The following is an 18284-nucleotide window of genomic DNA, read 5'->3' as shown; positions in this document are numbered from 1 at the left end:
TTCCTGCAAAAAAATGAATCCCCAAACGGTTCATGGTCCATTTGATGAATCGTTTGGGGATCAGAATACTTTTAAGCGGATGTTCAAAAGGTCCGGTAAAATTTTGAACACGCACGTTAATGATTTTCATGTGTCGGGATTTTAAATGTAAATGTCGTACCCTGGTTCAACTTACTCTGAACTGAAATGCTGCCATGGTGGGCATTAATGATATTTTTGGCGATTGACAGCCCTAAACCGGTCCCTTTCTTCTTGGTATTTCTTGTTCTCGATTTATCCGCCTTATAAAACCGTTCAAACACAAATGGAAGATCTGCTTCAGGAATACCACTTCCGCTGTCTGTTACCATCACATGCATCTCATCGGCATTCGTTTCCACAGTTACCTTTACAGTGCCGCCTGAATCCGTATGGCGAATAGCATTATCAATTAAATTGGTAAATACCTGTTCGATTTGATCCTCATCACATGTGACGATAGGATTGGCGATACTTTTTGACAATGTTAGCTTGACATCCTGTTCATCAGCAATACCTTTAAACTTCTTCATGATTCGTTCCGCAAATGGTTCAACTTCCACAGGTGCCAAATTCAACTGGGTATGACCTGCCTCCATGCGGGCGAGATCCAATAACTCATTGACCAGACGACCCATTCGTAGTGATTCTTCATGAATAATTTGTGCCAGGTCATTTTTTTCTTCCGGGCTTTCAGCAACATTATCAACAATTGCTTCACTATATCCTTGCATTAACGATATAGGTGTCCGCAATTCATGCGATACATTGGCAATAAAATCTTTACGCATTTTATCCAAGCGCCGTTCCTCGGTCATATCACGGATGACTGCCACAGCACCTCGCACAAACGACTGATCGTATAACGGTGTCATGATCATTACCCAGTTTCTTCCCAGTATACTAATTTCTTTTAGAACCTCTGTTTCTCCCTCAATAACCTCCTGGAGAACCTGGTTTAAATCAGTGGGAAGTTTCCAATTTGCTTCGTCAACAGGAAGATTATGTTCAAAATACCAATCCCGAACAAACCGTTCCGCTGGTGGGTTCGTTACAATCATATCGCCATTTCGATTCATTGTGATAACTCCATCAGCCATTGAATTAACGATCCCGGATAATTGTTCTTTCTCTTGTCTTAGTGCATTAATATGGAAATTTAACTGTTCACCCATCTGGTTAAAAGCTGTGGCCAATTCACCTATTTCATCATGCGTCAAAATAGGTACCTTTTTATTAAATTCTCCTCTTGTTAAATCAATGGCAGCTTCCCGCATTTTGATTAATGGTGAGGTAATTCTTGTTGAAAGGAACACAGCAAAGATTATTGTTAACACAATGGCAATTCCGGCGGCCAGAAAGATAATTTTAGTTGTTTGAGCTGTTGTTTGATTAACAACATTCAATGATTGGTAAACAAAAACGGCTTCATCATCAGAAACGGGTAATCCAACAATCATCATCTTCTCATCTTTGCCTGGAATTGCTGCTTGCTTTTTGACTTTATTGTGCTTATCCAATACATCGGACAAATCTTGATCATCGGCTATCCATTGCTCGTTTAATTTTTCCAAATACGTATTATTGCTGGGAGAGACCCATAACCCGTCATCTTTATGGACAATGGCCACCCTGCTGGAAGGGTCTTTGATCCGATCGGTCATTTCATAGAGTAAATCTTCGTCATCGTACTGTTCCATCAGATAAGATACCTTTGTAGCGGTTTGCATTAAATCTTTCTCCGCCTCTGCGATATGAAAGTTCTCAAAAAACTCCAATAACAAAATAGTCAGTATAAATAAGACAAAAGAAACCAGCAATAAAATAGTTACTGCCAGTTTCCCAACTACACTGCGCCAGAACATTATGATTCGTTCACCTCAAATTTATAGCCGACACCCCAGACGGTTACAATCATTTTTGCCGCCTCATCAGAGACTTTACTTAACTTTTCGCGAAGTCGTTTAACGTGGGTGTCCACTGTTCTCAGGTCACCAAAAAATTCATAATTCCAAACTTCCTTCAGCAATTGTTCCCGATTGAATACTTTATCAGGCGCCTTTGCTAAAAAGCAGAGCAATTCGTATTCTTTTGGGGTTAAACTAACATCATTGCCATCAGCAGTAACCCGGTGCGCATCTTTATCAATCGTCAGGTGCTCAAAAACAAGTAAATTCGTCGGACCTGTCTGTTCTTCACTCACATTGGTGCTAGTTCTGCGTAATAAGGCCTTCACTCGTAAAACCACTTCACGGGGGCTGAACGGTTTAACAATATAATCATCAGTTCCCACCTCAAAACCTTGTACCCGGTTGGATTCCTCCCCTTTTGCGGTTAACATAATAACAGGCGTATCCTTTTCTTTACGCAATTCCTGGCAGACTTCAATGCCGTCCATCCCGGGCATCATAATATCAAGCAGTATCACATCATAGTCTGTTTCCGTGGCCATTCGCAAAGCATCCCTGCCATTATCCGCTTCTTCAACAACAAAATCATCACGTTCCAAATACATCCGAATCAATCGTCTGATTCGTTCTTCATCATCCACAACTAGAATGGTTGCATTTGTTTCCATTTTACTTCACTCTCCTCTTATACCCTACCTAAAGTAAGTATAAATGAACTATCTAAAAAAGTATAAGAAAACACTAATATTCAGGATCACACGCCCACAGCATGATGAAACGGAAATGAGGAAACCGATCAAATCGATTTCCCCCTGTCTCATTTTATAGTTAATGTTGTTTACAACTATGCATAGGAGTGTAATCCAGCCAATATCAGATTAACCGCAATCAGGTTAAACATAATGATAGCAAATCCACCCGCGGCAAGCCAGGCAGATTTTTCACCATGCCAACCTCTGGATAATCGCAAATGAAGAAATGCGGCATAGAAGAACCATGTGACAAGTGCCCATACTTCTTTTGGATCCCAGCCCCAAAAGCGACCCCAGGCCTGCTGCGCCCAAATAGAGGCAAAAACCAGTCCCCCTAAGGTAAAGAGTGGGAAGCCAATGGCGACGGCTCGATAAGACACCTCATCCAGTAAATTTGGACTAACTTTTTTTATTAATGGCTGAATGGTAGCGCCGACTCTTTTTCTGGCAATCAAGCGGAAAATGAGATAGATAACCAGTCCCACAAACACGGACCAGATAACCGAATTAAATTTACGTCCCGCGTCTGCCCCATGCATCCAGGAAGGTGCTTGAAACCATGGACTCATGGCATCTTGCGTTAATAATTTCCCATCATGCGGTCCCGCAATTGCCGGCATTTGATAATCGACTGTTGTTTCGTTTCCTTGTTCAATATATTGGAACTCAGCATGATAATCCATAGCCTTGAATATACCACCTGCTACACTAAACCCAAGCAGAATAAACAGTCCGAATAAAATAACCTCAAGCCAGAAAGTGCGTGCACTACCTTTTGATTGATCAATTTGGCGAATCAAATACATCAAACCGGCAACAAAACTGATCGACAAGATGGCTTCGGCTATTGATACAGTTGTTACATGGATGTATAACCAATGGCTTTGCAACGATGATATCAAAGGCGAAACATCTGTTGGAAAGATACTCGCATAGGCGATGACGATTAATGCAAGTGGCAAAGCGAATAAACCCAAAATGTTTAACTTGTAAATAAAGTAAATGATGATAAACGCCAAAACAAGTCCCATACCAAAAAAGGTGACAAACTCAAACATATTACTGACGGGAGCATGTCCACTGGCGATCCATCTGGTCACAAAATACACAATCTGTGCCGCGAAGCCAACCAGGGTCAGGGTAATGCCGATTATCCCCGACACCCCCTGCTTCTGCTTCTTCTTGTCGTCTTTAATCGTTGCCCCAAAGAAAATGGTAGCAATCAAATATAGAAAAAAGGCGGTATATAACGCTGTACCGCTAATTTTTAAATAATCCATCAAAAAACCCCCTTTTGAACTACCTTTTTATGCCTTCCTTAATCATCTTCCAATTCTTGTTGATCCACTACCATATTCACATTGGTTCCTTCAATTGCTTTTTCAATATCTTTCTTAATGCCGAACCAGTTCTTGTTTGTATGGGCAGCCACAAGCAGTCCGTTGTCTTTTGGATGAATCCAAATCCTTCTATGGTGCCAGTACATACCTTGTGCCACCCCGATTAAAAAGATGATTGCTCCAGCAATGAAAAATGGGAGGGTATAATCTTTTTTCACCTGGATGCCACTAACATCATGAAGTTTCATACCAGCGAGACCAAGCTTGTATTGATTTCCTTTTGTGATCGCGTCATTTTTGCCAATACCAACAAAGCTTTTTTCTGCTTTGTCACTGCCGGGTGGATAAACCGACAATTCTAAAGCTGGATTTCTGGGATATTTGGATTTTGATTTTGCCTGTCCGTCTTCCTCTTCATAATCAGGGTAATACTCATCAACGACCACCCTGGTTCCATTATCAAGTTTGTATTCTGATTTTGGTTCGTTAAAATTAATTTTGAATTTGCCAAGTTCGCCTTTCAGCTTGTAATCTTTAATGTCCAGCTTATATTGCGAATCTTCTCCAGCTGCCGAAATGCTCCCGTCCAACCCGACAAAACTTGTCTCGGGTTTATCACTGTCTGGCGGATAAACGAAGAACACAAATGCGGGATTTTTCGGTTTATCACTATGCGATTCTGGTTTGCCGCCTTCCAGATAATAATCGGGATAATATTGTTCAGCTTGCACACGGTAACCATTATCAAGTTTGTATACGTCTTTTTGATTGTTCAAATCAATCGTAAACGTTCCCAGCGTTTTGTCATTGTCCTTATCCGTTGTATGCAACTTAAACGTTAAATGATCATATTCTTTATCTTTCGTATCCGCCTTTAGAATGTTAAATGACATACTCGTAAACTCATTTTGCTGATAACCGGATTGATACAAGGTATATTTGTCAAATTTCAGTGGCTGGTTGAGCCGAATTTTCCCCTCGGTTACTTTTTCCAAATCCGGTTCTTCGCCTGGAATGGAATCACCTGATTTTTTATAAATCACCGCATCGGTTTGATGGTTTTTCGGTACCTCTCCTTGTTTTTCTATGGCATCTTTAAATTTGCCACCTGCTTCTTCTGGGTCCCATGTATCAAGAATAAAACCTTTATTTTCGATATAGTATTCCCCATTTGTGGAAGGAATAACGGTACGCTGACCTTCCCTGACCCATACATAGTCATCCGAAAAAAGAAGTGGTGTCATTCGCAGTATCGCAGCTAATAAAATAATAATCAGGCCAATATGATTTACATAGGGCCCCCAACGCGAGAATCTTCCTTTTTCCGCTAAAATATGGCCATTTTCATCCCGGACTTTATAACGCTGTTTCCTAAGTGATGCCTTGATTTTTTCTTTCTCTTCTGCGGTAACATTTTCTGTTTCACTATATAGACGCTGGCGATTTAAAAACGTTTCATGGCGTTTTGGTTTCTGCCTTTTTAACGCTTTGTAAAGTGGTACAAAACGGTCAAGGCTGCAGATGACCAAAGAAACACCGATTAACGCAATTAATATCATATACCACCAGGAACTATATAAATGATGAAATCCCAGTTGATAATAAATTTTCCCGAGTATGCCATAGGTAGCCTCGTAATAGACTGCGGGATCGCGTGAAACAGCATCTGCCGGTATGTATTGTTCTTGCGGGAAGATGGTCCCAATTGCTGACGCGACTAAGGCAAGACAAATTAACCATACCCCAACCTTCACAGAGGAGAAAAAGCTCCATATTTTATCAATAATTGACTTATTATATGTCTGTGATCGCCGGGCGCTACCGTCATAACGCATATTTAGCAATTTTCGTTTATCGTTACCATCAATGTGCTGATTTCCCTCAATTGGCTTCCCGCATGCTTCACAAAGCACGGTACCTTCGGGGTTAACGTGCCCACACTCACATTTTACATCATTCACACTCATAGAAATCCCTCACATTAATTATTTGGGCTCAATTTTTTTCAGATGATCCTCCAGTGTATCCAACGTTAATGCTCCTTCAACAACCTCTTCCACCTTGCCGTCCGGATTAATGAAAAAAGTACTTGGAAGCGGTTCGACACCATACTGATCCAATACCTGATTTTTGGTGTCATGGAGCACAGGGAATGTCAAATCATACTTATTAATAAACTTGTCAATAACAAGCTGCGTCGCATCAAGACTGACTGCGACAATTTCCACCCCTCGTTCCTTGTATTTGGGATATAACTTCTCCATGTAGGGCATTTCAGCTTTACATGGATCACAATAGGTCGCCCAAAAATTAAGCATAACACCCTTTCCCTTTAAATCACTTAGTTGAACCGACTGTAAATTGTTACTATCGTTCACCTGGTTTAATTTAAAATCAGGAGCATCATCACCTTTTGCCACTTTTGCATTATCCTCGGTTAAATTGGAAATCAAGGCATAACCTACAGCCACTACCAATATCGCCAAAATAACTGATCTAAAAATTAAACGGTTTCGTTTTTTCTTTGTTTTGTCCGGTCGCTGTTTTTTCTCCGTCAATGCAGTCACTCCCCATGTTATTATATCATGTGTGTGATATGGTAAATTTGACTATTATTCAACAATTTTTGTAGCTGCTTCACGCATCATCTTTACTTCATGTGGTGTTAATGCCCTGAATTCACCGGATTTCAACCCTTTTAATGTTAGCATCCCGTACCGCTCCCTTTTCAACTTGATAACAGGGTAACCAAGCCCGTCCATCATGCGCCTGACATGGCGGTTTTTTCCTTCATGCAATGTCATTTCGATAATTGCTGTGTTTGCATCTTTATCGGTTGACAAAAATTTATAGCCAATAATTTTTAACTTGTCATTATCTACACGGATGCCATTACGCAAACGATTCATTTCTTTTTTGGATGGGATTCCCTTTACTTTTGCCACATAAACTTTGTCCATTTCATAACGGGGATGCATTAACAGGTTGGCAAATTCCCCATCATTCGTCAATAAAATAATCCCAGAAGAGTCATAATCAAGCCTTCCAACCGGGAAAATTCGCTCTTTTACCTCAGGGAAAAAATCAGTAACTACTTTTCTATTCTTGTCATCTTTCACACTCGATATAACGCCACGCGGCTTATACAGCAAATAATAAACAGGTGCCTCTTTTTCGAGTGGTACGCCGTTTACTTCCACGTCATCATGAGGCGAGACTTTGGTGCCAAGTTCTGTCACTGTTTTTCCATTCACTTTTACCTTTCCATCAACAATAAGCTGTTCAGCCTTCCTTCTTGAAGTAATTCCGCTTCTTGCAATCACCTTCTGCAAGCGTTCCTCTATGTTTGCCATATTTATCACCATGTTTCCTGAAATTTAATGATCCTTTGGTATTTTACCTTTTATCTCCCACCAACACAATAGTAGCGTTAACTATAAGTTAACGCTACTCTAAAGGTTTATCCAAATATAATAGTGACGATTACAATCGAGGCAATTATACCAATTAAATCAGCAATGAGTCCAACTTTTAACGCATATCGCATTTTTTTAATACCAACAGCACCAAAGTAAATGGTTAATATGTAGAGTGTCGTGTCGGTACTTCCCTGCATGGTAGATGCCAGCCGGCCTATAAAGGAATCAGGTCCGTTCGCGCTAATCAACTCTGTCGTAATACTCAAAGCCGCAGTACCGGAAATCGGCCTGATCAATGCAAGTGGTACAATATCAGCAGGAACGCCAATCATGCTTAAAAATGGTGTTAACATATTTATAAAAGCTTCAAGTGCACCAGACGCCCGTAAAATCCCGATGGATACAATCATTCCTACCAAAAAAGGGAGTATGGAGAAGGCCATTTTGATACCTTCTTTTCCTCCCTCCACAAACACTTCATAGGTTTGAACGCGCTTGTAGGTTGCCACAATGAGGACAAGCATGATAAAGCATGGAATAAGCCAGGTACTTATTGTGGTCATGACCGCCATCTTTATTCCCTCCTAATACTGCGATGGTAAAATATCCGATCTACTATTATAGCCCCAAGTGATGACATAATGGTGGCAACAATTGTTGTACCGACAATTTCCGTTGGCGAAACGGAATGATAATGCATACGAATAGCAATGACTGTTGTCGGGATAATTGTCAAACCTGATGTATTTAATGCCAAAAACGTAATCATCGATCTTGACGCGGTATCTGTGCCACTTAATTGTTTCATTTGCTCCATGGCTTTAAGACCCATTGGAGTTGCTGCATTCCCGAGTCCGAATATATTTGCAGTGAAGTTGGATAAAATATAACCCATTGCCGGATGATCTTTGGGAATCTCTGGAAATAATTTGGCGACAGCTGGACGAAACAGCTTGGTGAGCCTGCGTAATATCCCAGCTTTTTCAGCAACCTTCATAATCCCCAGCCAAAATACCATAACACTGATTAATCCAATTGATATGGTTACAGCCTCTTCAGCACTCTCAAATAATGCCTTATTTACTTCATCCATTGTGCCATTTATCATCGCGTAAAAGATGCCAATAATGGCCATGGAAGCCCAAATAATATTAACCATACTAATCCAACCCTGTCATTTGTTTTAATACTGACTTGGTATCTGTGAATAATGTCTTCTTCTTTGCCTGCTGATCCTCTTTATAAACAGGTACTTCTTCAAGCGGGGTTCCATCCAAATAAACGATGGTCTTGCCAATTTTCTCCTTATTGTTTTGCAGGTCTTTATTCAGCATGAACGTTTTCAAACGGATACTATTTTGCTCTTGTGAATCCAAGGGATAAGCGATGTTTTGATGAATAAACCCTGTCGTTTTTTGATTAGTCCCTTGTACATGGTACGTCATTTTACCTTTATCAAGTACCGATGTCATCTTATATTTGTCAAATGCCCAATCATACATTCCGATATGGTCCTGCCAGTCATCAGGGGCATTTAAGGTAACAGCAATCAATTCCATGTCATCTTTACGTGCTGTTGAAACCAATGTTCTCCCGGCAATTTTGGTAAAACCCGTTTTCCCGCCGATGCAATAATCATAGTACCGCGTTAATAGCTTATTTTTATTTTGCCAGGCATATTTTTTTGTCGTGGCTTTATAGGTGATTGCCCCGGTAATTTTTCGAAAGGCATCGTTATCCATGGCATATTGCATCAGCAGTGCCATATCATATGCGGTGGAATAATGCGTTTTTGAATCGAGACCATGCGGATTATCAAAATGGCTATTTGTCATTCCCAACCATCGGGCTTTTTGATTCATTAAGTAACTGAATCCTTCTACACTGCCACCGACGTGTTCTGCAATTGCTACCGCAGCATCATTTCCCGAGCGCAACATTAACCCATAAACAAGATCCCTTAACTTGATCTTCTCACCCTCCTCAAGATAAATAGATGACCCCCCAGCATAGACTGCCCGTTTCGAAACAGTCACCGTATCGTCCATTTTTCCAGATTCGATTGCGATAATGGCGGTCATGATTTTTGTTATGCTGGCAATTGGACGGCGTTGATTGGCATCTTTTTCATATAATACTCTTCCGGAAGATTGCTCCATTAAAATAGCCTGTTTCGCGGATGTGCTTGGCTTTGCTTGTCCATCTCCGGGGAAAGCAAGCATACATAATCCAACAAATATGACGGTTACAAATATCCAGCGCATATGGGGGTCCTCCCGTAGTTTTTGTGTCTCTACAGTCTATGCTGGACAACTTATAGTATGATAAAAAGGTGTAACTGCAAAAGAAAAAACCTTTACACAATCATTGTGCAAAGGTTTCATTTGGAATGTGGTTCTTCGTCTGTACCGGTAGTAAAATTCTCAAAAAATAAATCTGCTTCATGTTCAACTGCATTCTGATCAATCTCTTCAGGCAACGGTGGTAATTCCTCCAAAGAGGTCAGCCCAAAATACGTTAGAAATTCTTTGCTTGTCCCAAACAGGATTGGACGCCCAATTCCTTCACGGCGCCCTACTTCTTCAATCAAAGATCTGGAAAGCAATGTCTGTACCGGCCGTTCGCTTTTCACCCCACGTATTTCATCAATTTCTGTTCTGGTTATTGGTTGCCGATAAGCGATAATCGCCAATGTTTCTAATGCTGCCTGTGACATTTTAGATGATTGTGGCGTTTCCAATAGTTTTTTTAAATAATCACTATGTTCCGGTTTCGTTGTCAGATGAAATGCCTCATGAGATTTTATAATCATCATCCCTCGTTCGGTGTGCTCATATTCGTAGGCTAATTCCTCAAGCATTTGTTCAACCGTATCCGAATGAACCTCCAGTATGCTTGCAAGTTGTTTCACGGTAATGCCGTCGTCACCACTGGCAAACAGCAAACCTTCCACAATCGCTTTTAATTCATTCATGCTTTCACGCTTCTTCCATCAAAAACATATAAATCCGCAAGTTGTTTTTCTTGTTTACAATATACTTGTTTCGTTTTCATCAACTCTAATATGGCGACAAAAGTCACAACAATATGAGAACGTGAACGGTAGGTAAACAGATCATCAAACAGAATCCCGTCCCGACTCTGTTTTACCACCTGGATCACTTCCTCCATCCGTTGCTCCAGTGAAATGTCAACCCGGTTTATTTTTGTTTCGAGAGGCTCTTTCCACTTTTTCCTTTCCAACATGTTATTTAATGCACCCAGCATATCATAAATGGAAACATCCCCTTGCACCATAGGCTTTTGTGTTTCAGTATCAGGGATTCGAACTGGGGCACGGGTGAAGATTTGGTGGTTATCCATTTCCTTTTCTTTCAATGTCTCGGCTGCTTGCTTATATTTTCGGTAGGCTATTAGGCGCTCCATCAACTCTTCTCGCGGATCCTCTTCATATCCTTCATCTTCCATGTCCAATTCCTGTTTTGGCAATAGCATTTGGCTTTTTACGGCTAGCAATGTGGCAGCCATAACCAGATATTCGCTGGCTACATTTAATTCCAACTGTTGCATGGTGTGGATGTACTCCATATATTGTTCCGTTATTTGTGCGACCGGAATATCGTATATATTAATCTCATATCGGTTGATTAAATGCAATAATAAATCAAGCGGTCCTTCAAATGAATCAATTTTTACCTGATAAGCCTGATTCATTGTTTTCTTCCTTTCGCATAAAAAATATCGACCAACGTAACTGTTTAAACAAATACAGCATACCAAAATTATAGGTTTTAATCATTAAAAAATGATAAACATAACATATGCGCCTATACACTATTCCAATGTCCTACATAAGTTATTAACGAAAGATAAATGTTGATTAGACATTTATTCTTTAAGTTCAAAAGGAGGAATTTCAAATGGGTGCAGGTTATGGCGGTGGATTTGCGTTAATCGTCGTATTGTTCATTTTACTCATTATCGTTGGTGCTGCTTGGCTATAGAATGATAGCCTTGCGTGCGAATGCATAACAAATTGTTCATTTGTTTGTAGTTTGCAAACAAATAACGACCGACAAAGAGCCAACCCAATGAAAGGGTTGGCTCTTTGACTTGATCTCGTCATTTTGATAAAGCCGTGAAAAAGATGTTATCAGTCATCATCTTTTTCACTATCATCAGAGGTACATTTATTGTAAAAATCTTGAATATGTTCATCTGCGCAAACGGCATATTTATCCTGATACATTGACTTAATTTCATTGATCATTTTCTTGCCAATCCCCGAATTGCGATGGGAAGGATTGACTGATATGTGCTGGACAACTGCATTAAGATCATTCTCAATACGTACACCAATCGCACCTAGCACATCATCTTCTTTCCATAGAAAAAGGTGCCAATCGGGATTTGTCTCGTATTCCTTTATGGTTTGTTGCAATTTTTTTACATCCTTTTCATTTGGCATAAAAGAAAGTAAACCCATTGCAATTTTTTCCGAATTTTTTTTATAACGAATTAACATAGATACCCCTCATTATGAAAATAACCTGAAGATCATGGAAAGAAAACGTAGCCGGCAAATACTTAAAAAACATTTCTATATCGATATCGAAAGCATTCTACCAAGTATAGCGTAATATATATTAATGTGCCTGAACAACATGTTCTTGTCAACTATTATTGATTTCGCGATACCTTATGCACATCCTCTTACAGAACGAACACAAACCAATAAACAACTCCCCATGTCATTCCAATGACAAGCAAAAATGCAAATAGGATCCAATTCTTTTTACGCTGACTCAACTATTTTTTCACCCTTTATTTCAGCATTGACAACATTCTATTTTGCTATACGAAAGTCAAACCCTTGAAAAAAACACCACGTATTTTATTTGCAGGTTTTGTAACGGTTTAATATGGCTTTTACAATCGTATAGCCATCCGATTGTTTCCCGTTTAGGTGAAACGGTATTAAATTAATCACTGCCAGCCACATATTAAACAAAATGAATGCACGGACAAATCCATAAGAGAAACCGGCGAAATAAAATACCACAGCTGCAGCAATTACGTTACTGACAGGACCACACAAACTAATGATAATGATTTCCCTTGATTTATACGGTTTATTTCTTTCATTGTAGGCCATGCCGCCCAGAAAAAACAATAGATGAAGGGAAACCCGAATTCGCTTACAGGAAAATGCTGCTATCTTATAACCGGATCCAATGGATAGTATGATAGAATCAGCTTTTGCCCATTTTGCACCAAGCACATGTCCTAATTCGTGCAATAAAGTGCTAATTGGTGCAATAATAAAAACCAGCAATAGCACAAGATAAATATTCATACCACACATCCCAGTGCATTCACATGAGGTAATGCTTATTCGTCAAAAACTTTAACTTCCTTCATTACATCCCCGTTGTGCATTGCTTTGGCATGTTCCACACCAGATGTTACTTGTCCAAAAACGGTATGAACACCGTCCAAGTGCGGTTGAGCCTCGTGGACAATGAAAAATTGACAGCTCCCGGTATCTTTTCCTGCATGTGCCATTGATAAGGATCCTTCCACATGCCGGTGCGGGTTTCCTTCTGTTTCACATTTGATGGTATAACCAGCATTGCCAGTCCCGTTTCCGTTTGGACACCCGCCCTGGCTGACAAAACCATCGATTACCCGGTGAAAGGTCAGACCATCATAAAATGATTCATTTGCCAGTTTTTCAAAGTTTGCGACTGTTCCTGGTGCTTCATTTGGATATAATTCAAATTCGATTTTATCGCCATTTTCCATCAAAATATAGCCTCTTTTAGCCATTATTTATTCCCCTTTATGATTGAAATCAATGTTATCTTACCATGTATTTTCTGTTTTTAAAAGAATTACGAGCAAAACGGCAAGATACTCAAGCAAAATTTGACATCTGGGCCTGCCCTTATTCATAAGACAAATCAAACTGTACAACATCTTGATAGGTTTCCCGGGCAACAACCAGTTTCGCGACACCGTTCTCAACAAAAACAACAGCGGGCTTGGAAAACCGGTTATAATTATTGGACATGGAATACCCATAGGCACCCGTTGAAAAGACCGCCAGAATATCTCCATTGTCTATTTCAGGGACCGGTAAATCCCATATGAGCATATCACCTGACTCACAGCACTTGCCGGCAATAGAAACGGTTTGTATTGGCTGATGCTCTGCTTTATTGGCAATGACACCCTCATATTTCGCTCCATATAAAGCGGGACGCAAATTATCGGTCATTCCCCCATCAACTGACACATATTGCCGCACGCCAGGGATTTGCTTCATTGCCCCAACCGTGTATAACGTAATACCAGCATTGCCAACAATCGCACGTCCCGGTTCGAGCCAAATTTCCGGCATAGGAATCGACAATTGTGTGGCACGCCGCTGAACTGCATCTACCAAATGCTCTACATAGAAATGTAATGGGATCGGGTTATCTGATTCGGTATAGCGGATGCCAAAGCCGCCACCAAGGTTTAAGACTTCCGGTATATAGCCGTATTGTTGGTTCCACTTTTTGATTTTTTCGAACAACTTATCGGATGCCAATAAAAAACGATCGGTTTCTGTGATTTGTGATCCAATGTGGCAATGCAGTCCTTTAAACCGAATTTGTTCATGAAAATACAGCTTTTCAAAGGCTTGATCAACTTGTCCATTTTGCAAACTGAAGCCAAATTTGGAATCCTCATTCCCGGTCAAAATATATTGGTGTGTTTTTGCTTCAATACCCGGGGTCACACGCATCAGTACGTCCATTGTTTTATTGTATTTCTTTAATAGTATATCAAGTAAGGAAATGTCATGGAAATTATCGACCACGATACAGCCAATCCCATGTTTAATTGCCATTTCCATCTCGTTTTTGCTTTTATTATTACCATGCAAATGAATCCGTTCCACTGGAAAACCAGCCCGTAATGCGGTATATAACTCTCCCTCAGAAACAACATCAAGGCTCATATTCTCCTGTTTGGCTACCTGAAGCATGGCAATCGAGGAAAATGCTTTACTTGCATAGGCTACCTGTGCCTTTACCCCTTTCTGTTCAAACGTCTTTACAAACGCTCGACAATTGTTACGAATCAATGAAACATCATATACATATAACGGGGTTCCATATTGCCTTGCCAAATCAACAGCATCAACACCCCCGACCATTAAATGGCCCTGTTCTGTTGTAAATGGATGATTATCTATTATCATGTATTGTTACCGTCCCTTTCCAAACTAAAACCGTTCCAAAGTGCTTGTTCAAAAAGATGAAACAGTTGCATTTGTTAAACTTATGAAAAGAACTTTATCATATTAAAGAAAAAATGAAAAGGAAATAACAATGGAAATGTTTCCTTCCATTGTTATTTCCAATGTCAATTTCCGGGTTATTCATCAACTTTTCCCCTCGGTAGCGGCTGACGATAGGCATTGCGAGGATGGACAATACTTGGCCGTATATCAGAAAATGGCATGGGAATTCGAAATACAACATGCATCAGCGCCTTCCCATTAAATGGTATAAACGGCCAAAAATATGGTGTTTTCAACGATTTCAGGCTTACCAGGAATAGGGTGAACACAGTAATACCAATAACAAATCCATACACCCCAAAGAATGCTACAGCAAGCACTAAAAGAACTCTAACTATATTATTGGCGACACTTAACTCATAACTTGGTGTAACATAGGAACCGATTGCACTGACGGATACATATAGTATTACTTCCGGACTGAGCATCCCTACATCAATCGCTATCTGCCCAATAAGTACAGCGGCGATTAACCCCATCGATGTTGCCAACGGTGTAGGTGTATGAATGGCAGCCATTCGTAAAAATTCTACTCCTATGATTCCTAAAATAATTTGAACAGCAATCGGGATTGTACCTTCTTCATTTGGACCAATGAATGATAAGGATTCAGGCAATAACGTTGGGTCCAAGGCAAATAATAACCAAAATGGCAAAAGGAAAAGAGATGCCAAAATCGCCAGCATTCGCTCCCACCGAATAAATGTACCTATCGCTGGACGCTGGCGGTACTCTTCCGCATGTTGTACATGGTGAAAGAAAGTCGTAGGAAAAATAATTACACTTGGTGATGTATCAACAGTGACAACAACATGACCTTCCAGCAAATGATGAGCAGCAACATCCGGTCGTTCTGTATAACGAACCATTGGATACGGATTCCACTTGTTTTTAATCATAAATTCTTCCAGTGTTTTATCGGTCATCGACATTCCATCAATATCCACTTTTTGGATTTCTTTTTTGATTAAATCCACCAGACCAGGGTCGGCAACATCCTGTAAATAAGTTACACAAACATCCATTTTTGACCGTTCGCCAATTCTCATCATTTTATTGCGAAGCCGTTCATCGCGAATACGTCGCCTGGTGAGGGAAGTATTTTCAATGATATTTTCCGTATAGCCATCCCGTGAACCTCTTACCACATGTTCAGTATCAGGTTCCTCTGGCGTTCGTCCAGGATAATGACGTACATCAATCACAAATGCATCACTATAGCCGTCAATAAAAATCACAATTAACCCGGACAACATTTGGTCTACTGCTTCATCCATTGATTTAATCTGTTCTACCTGTTGGTGGATCAAGCGATTTTCAATAATGGACTGGACTTTTTTCCTTTCCGTTTCACGGTCATTTATTTCGATCAGCACTTTTAAGATTTGAATAATGTTGGATGAATCAACCATCCCATTTAAATAATAGAGCTGAATTTTAGTTTTTAATACGGTGATCTCGCGAAAACCTACATCAAATGATACATTGACACCAACATGTTTCTCCATGTATTTCTCTGTCTCATGAATATCCGGTGAGATGGGACTCTTATTTTTTTTCGTGTCCGACATGTTTGACTCACTCCATTCTATGCTCGTTTTATCTGACAAAGATCAGCCATTGAAACAACGATCCGGCTACTTTTCCAAATACAATCGCCATAAGCAGACCTAATAAATATGGTTCCAGACCAATCCGTTTGGATAGAATCGGAAAGACATTAAGAACCTCAGTTAAGGCAGCTGCCAGCATCCCATTAAAAATCCCGTGAAATGCACCTAAAATTACAAGTATAATGGCAGGTTCACTCCATGCTATATCGGAAAATGACATATAGGTACCAAACAAAAGACCGGCAATAATACATGCACTATAAGCGGGAATCAGCCGATCTGTTTTACTTAGTTGGATAAGTCGGGGGATGACACCTAAAACGGTTAAGAAGCCAACAAAACCACCGCCCACAGCAAGACCACTGGCAAATCCAATAATGATCTCGGCGATAATTTGCAACCCATGACTAATCATCTAACTTATTTTCGTAATGCATGACATATTGATTCAGATCCTGCTGATAATTAAATAGTTCAATTTCGAGCGGACTTGGTTCTTCATTAAACCGTTTTTTAAACCAGTGATTAAAGAATAACAACATCCCGACTCCCAGCCCAAATGAATATGGTATTTGTATCCAAAGTGGGTACTTGCTATGTTTTCCAGTTAATAAATAGTGTATTTTTTGTTGCACTTCCTGCATGCTGACATCGTAATGAAAATTCATAATCGTCATTGCTGCTCCGATAAACAATATAATCCAGACAAAAGATGCTAATATGACAGATGGTGTTTTTTTTGTTTTTGTAATCCAAATGATAGTCTGTTGTGGTCCAACAAGTTGAAATTCCAAATCCGAAAATAACTGACTTAAATGATCAATAATGATAAAACCATCGATAACAACGATATTCCGATCCTTTTTCGTGATATGATAAAGGGTTGTTTCCTCCATTTGCTGTTTGAAATGAGAGGATGTAGACAAATAAGCAATGTCTTTTAACAAGATTGTCTTCATTCCAGTTATTTCTATCTTTTTCTTCATGCGAATGTACACGATATTTGTCATATGTATCACCCCATACGGTTAGCATTCGCAAAAACTCACTTTTTATGAACACAAAAAGCAGATCATCTTTGTGATGATCTGCTTTTTGGTTTTTGTCTGTTGCTATGTCAGCCCATTTTATCCTTCATATCATGCAATATTTTTTTCTCTAATCTTGATACTTGTACTTGCGATATTCCCAAGCGATCCGCCACTTCAGATTGGGTTTGATCCTTGTAATACCGCAAGTAGACAATAAGTCGTTCCCGCTCATTTAACCCCCGTATTGCCTCCTGTAGTGAAATTTTGTCAAACCATCGTGTATCCGTATCAGCGATTTGATCCAATAATGTAATCGGATCCCCGTCATTTTCAAACACCGTTTCATGAATGGAATGCGGTGATTTCGCTGCTTCCTCCGCATGGACAACATCTTCAGCCAAGATATCCAATTCATCAGCTATTTCATGAATGGTAGGGGATCTGCCCAGCCGTTTGGTTAGTTCATCTTTCTTCTTGCGGATTTTATTTCCAGTTTCTTTAAGTGTCCTGCTCACTTTTATGCTACCATCATCGCGAATAAACCGCTGGATTTCTCCAATGATCATAGGAACAGCGTACGTGGAGAACCGGACATCATAGGAGAGATCAAATTTATCAATGGATTTGATCAAACCAATACTGCCAATTTGAAATAAATCATCCGGGTCATAGCCACGATTGATAAAACGCTGCACAACTGACCAGACAAGCTTCATATTCCTTTCTACGAGTAAATCCCTGGCATCTTGATCGCCTTGTTGACTCTTATAAATATATTCCTTTACTTGCTCATCGGTTAAAGGATCATCTTTGCGATTGAAATGCTTAACATTTACATCCATTGGCA

Annotated in this window: 20 protein-coding genes; 1 reads left to right on the top strand and 19 read right to left on the bottom strand. The window is 39.9% G+C overall.

Annotated features, from left to right (window positions below; genetic code table 11):
* Positions 1 to 116: 116 nt before the first annotated feature.
* The 11 genes from ABRT01_RS00595 to ABRT01_RS00545 form a co-directional block, all read right to left on the bottom strand.
* Complete coding sequence (locus tag ABRT01_RS00595) at positions 117 to 1883, bottom strand: ATP-binding protein (protein WP_269412334.1); 1767 nt, start codon at positions 1881 to 1883, stop codon at positions 117 to 119.
* Positions 1883 to 2596: a response regulator transcription factor gene (locus tag ABRT01_RS00590; RefSeq protein WP_269412333.1), complete on the bottom strand. Its 714-nt coding sequence runs from the start codon at positions 2594 to 2596 to the stop codon at positions 1883 to 1885. The genes ABRT01_RS00595 and ABRT01_RS00590 overlap by 1 nt, the downstream gene beginning before the upstream one ends.
* A 176-nt stretch (positions 2597 to 2772) precedes the next feature.
* Entirely contained in the window at positions 2773 to 3960 is a 1188-nt protein-coding gene (gene ccsB / locus ABRT01_RS00585) for a c-type cytochrome biogenesis protein CcsB (protein ID WP_367746050.1), read from the bottom strand.
* Positions 3961 to 3998: 38 nt separating this feature from the next.
* Positions 3999 to 5981 (bottom strand): cytochrome c biogenesis protein ResB, encoded by a 1983-nt coding sequence (gene resB, locus ABRT01_RS00580; protein ID WP_439649455.1) that lies wholly within the window; start codon positions 5979 to 5981, stop codon positions 3999 to 4001.
* Between the two features lie 24 nt (positions 5982 to 6005).
* Complete coding sequence (gene resA, locus ABRT01_RS00575) at positions 6006 to 6578, bottom strand: thiol-disulfide oxidoreductase ResA (protein ID WP_269412330.1); 573 nt, start codon at positions 6576 to 6578, stop codon at positions 6006 to 6008.
* A gap of 54 nt (positions 6579 to 6632) precedes the next feature.
* On the bottom strand, positions 6633 to 7373 hold the full coding sequence (locus ABRT01_RS00570; RefSeq protein ID WP_269412329.1) for a pseudouridine synthase: 741 nt from the start codon (positions 7371 to 7373) through the stop codon (positions 6633 to 6635).
* Between the two features lie 107 nt (positions 7374 to 7480).
* Entirely contained in the window at positions 7481 to 8011 is a 531-nt protein-coding gene (locus tag ABRT01_RS00565) for a spore maturation protein (protein WP_269412328.1), read from the bottom strand.
* A gap of 2 nt (positions 8012 to 8013) precedes the next feature.
* Positions 8014 to 8598, bottom strand: coding sequence for a nucleoside recognition domain-containing protein (locus ABRT01_RS00560; protein WP_269412327.1), 585 nt, complete (start codon positions 8596 to 8598; stop codon positions 8014 to 8016).
* 1 nt (position 8599) lies between these two features.
* Entirely contained in the window at positions 8600 to 9703 is a 1104-nt protein-coding gene (locus tag ABRT01_RS00555) for a D-alanyl-D-alanine carboxypeptidase family protein (RefSeq protein WP_269412326.1), read from the bottom strand.
* A gap of 116 nt (positions 9704 to 9819) precedes the next feature.
* Positions 9820 to 10413, bottom strand: coding sequence for an SMC-Scp complex subunit ScpB (scpB, locus tag ABRT01_RS00550; RefSeq protein WP_269412325.1), 594 nt, complete (start codon positions 10411 to 10413; stop codon positions 9820 to 9822).
* Entirely contained in the window at positions 10410 to 11153 is a 744-nt protein-coding gene (locus ABRT01_RS00545; protein WP_269412324.1) for a segregation/condensation protein A, read from the bottom strand. The genes scpB and ABRT01_RS00545 overlap by 4 nt, the downstream gene beginning before the upstream one ends.
* Before the next feature lie 206 nt (positions 11154 to 11359).
* On the opposite strand from ABRT01_RS00545, the gene ABRT01_RS00540 reads away from it, so the two are divergent.
* Complete coding sequence (locus ABRT01_RS00540) at positions 11360 to 11443, top strand: YjcZ family sporulation protein (RefSeq protein WP_064503397.1); 84 nt, start codon at positions 11360 to 11362, stop codon at positions 11441 to 11443.
* 149 nt (positions 11444 to 11592) lie between these two features.
* On the opposite strand, the gene ABRT01_RS00535 is transcribed toward ABRT01_RS00540, so the two are convergent.
* The 8 genes from ABRT01_RS00535 to sigF form a co-directional block, all read right to left on the bottom strand.
* A complete protein-coding gene (locus tag ABRT01_RS00535; RefSeq protein WP_269412323.1) occupies positions 11593 to 11964 on the bottom strand; it encodes a GNAT family N-acetyltransferase in 372 nt (123 codons plus the stop codon).
* Positions 11965 to 12333: 369 nt separating this feature from the next.
* The gene (locus tag ABRT01_RS00530; protein ID WP_269412322.1) at positions 12334 to 12795 is read right to left on the bottom strand and encodes a M50 family metallopeptidase; all 462 of its coding nucleotides are present in this window, start codon (positions 12793 to 12795) and stop codon (positions 12334 to 12336) included.
* 35 nt (positions 12796 to 12830) lie between these two features.
* Positions 12831 to 13268 (bottom strand): peptidylprolyl isomerase, encoded by a 438-nt coding sequence (locus ABRT01_RS00525; RefSeq protein WP_269412321.1) that lies wholly within the window; start codon positions 13266 to 13268, stop codon positions 12831 to 12833.
* Between the two features lie 118 nt (positions 13269 to 13386).
* Positions 13387 to 14691, bottom strand: coding sequence for a diaminopimelate decarboxylase (gene lysA, locus ABRT01_RS00520; protein WP_269412320.1), 1305 nt, complete (start codon positions 14689 to 14691; stop codon positions 13387 to 13389).
* 176 nt (positions 14692 to 14867) lie between these two features.
* Positions 14868 to 16364 carry a spore germination protein gene (locus tag ABRT01_RS00515; protein ID WP_269412319.1) on the bottom strand — a complete coding sequence of 499 codons (1497 nt, stop codon included), beginning with the start codon at positions 16362 to 16364 and terminating at the stop codon, positions 14868 to 14870.
* A gap of 28 nt (positions 16365 to 16392) precedes the next feature.
* Positions 16393 to 16821: a stage V sporulation protein AB gene (locus tag ABRT01_RS00510; RefSeq protein WP_269412318.1), complete on the bottom strand. Its 429-nt coding sequence runs from the start codon at positions 16819 to 16821 to the stop codon at positions 16393 to 16395.
* Positions 16814 to 17416 (bottom strand): stage V sporulation protein AA, encoded by a 603-nt coding sequence (locus ABRT01_RS00505; protein ID WP_269412317.1) that lies wholly within the window; start codon positions 17414 to 17416, stop codon positions 16814 to 16816. Before ABRT01_RS00505 ends, ABRT01_RS00510 begins: the two co-directional genes overlap by 8 nt.
* Positions 17417 to 17523: 107 nt before the next feature.
* Positions 17524 to 18279, bottom strand: a complete 756-nt coding sequence (gene sigF / locus ABRT01_RS00500; RefSeq protein WP_269412316.1) for an RNA polymerase sporulation sigma factor SigF — start codon at positions 18277 to 18279, stop codon at positions 17524 to 17526.
* Positions 18280 to 18284 lie beyond the last annotated feature (5 nt).

Source organism: Lentibacillus sp. L22 (assembly GCF_040812445.1).
GTDB lineage: Bacteria > Bacillota > Bacilli > Bacillales > Amphibacillaceae > Lentibacillus_C > Lentibacillus_C daqui.
Note: the sequence above shows the minus strand (reverse complement) of the source record. Positions and strands in the feature narration are given on the sequence as shown.

Bases quoted from the DNA above. Each gene is read 5' to 3' on its own strand.
- scpB (WP_269412325.1), bottom strand. From the start codon at position 10,413: ATGAATGAATTAAAAGCGATTGTGGAAGGTTTGCTGTTTGCCAGTGGT.
- ABRT01_RS00555 (WP_269412326.1), bottom strand. From the start codon at position 9,703: ATGCGCTGGATATTTGTAACCGTCATATTTGTTGGATTATGTATGCTT.
- ABRT01_RS00515 (WP_269412319.1), bottom strand. From the start codon at position 16,364: ATGTCGGACACGAAAAAAAATAAGAGTCCCATCTCACCGGATATTCAT.
- ABRT01_RS00560 (WP_269412327.1), bottom strand. From the start codon at position 8,598: ATGGTTAATATTATTTGGGCTTCCATGGCCATTATTGGCATCTTTTAC.
- ABRT01_RS00545 (WP_269412324.1), bottom strand. From the start codon at position 11,153: ATGAATCAGGCTTATCAGGTAAAAATTGATTCATTTGAAGGACCGCTT.
- ABRT01_RS00505 (WP_269412317.1), bottom strand. From the start codon at position 17,416: ATGACAAATATCGTGTACATTCGCATGAAGAAAAAGATAGAAATAACT.
- lysA (WP_269412320.1), bottom strand. From the start codon at position 14,691: ATGATAATAGATAATCATCCATTTACAACAGAACAGGGCCATTTAATG.
- ABRT01_RS00530 (WP_269412322.1), bottom strand. From the start codon at position 12,795: ATGAATATTTATCTTGTGCTATTGCTGGTTTTTATTATTGCACCAATT.
- ccsB (WP_367746050.1), bottom strand. From the start codon at position 3,960: ATGGATTATTTAAAAATTAGCGGTACAGCGTTATATACCGCCTTTTTT.
- ABRT01_RS00510 (WP_269412318.1), bottom strand. From the start codon at position 16,821: ATGATTAGTCATGGGTTGCAAATTATCGCCGAGATCATTATTGGATTT.
- ABRT01_RS00590 (WP_269412333.1), bottom strand. From the start codon at position 2,596: ATGGAAACAAATGCAACCATTCTAGTTGTGGATGATGAAGAACGAATC.
- ABRT01_RS00565 (WP_269412328.1), bottom strand. From the start codon at position 8,011: ATGGCGGTCATGACCACAATAAGTACCTGGCTTATTCCATGCTTTATC.
- ABRT01_RS00535 (WP_269412323.1), bottom strand. From the start codon at position 11,964: ATGTTAATTCGTTATAAAAAAAATTCGGAAAAAATTGCAATGGGTTTA.
- ABRT01_RS00595 (WP_269412334.1), bottom strand. From the start codon at position 1,883: ATGTTCTGGCGCAGTGTAGTTGGGAAACTGGCAGTAACTATTTTATTG.
- ABRT01_RS00540 (WP_064503397.1), top strand. From the start codon at position 11,360: ATGGGTGCAGGTTATGGCGGTGGATTTGCGTTAATCGTCGTATTGTTC.
- sigF (WP_269412316.1), bottom strand. From the start codon at position 18,279: ATGGATGTAAATGTTAAGCATTTCAATCGCAAAGATGATCCTTTAACC.
- ABRT01_RS00570 (WP_269412329.1), bottom strand. From the start codon at position 7,373: ATGGCAAACATAGAGGAACGCTTGCAGAAGGTGATTGCAAGAAGCGGA.
- ABRT01_RS00525 (WP_269412321.1), bottom strand. From the start codon at position 13,268: ATGGCTAAAAGAGGCTATATTTTGATGGAAAATGGCGATAAAATCGAA.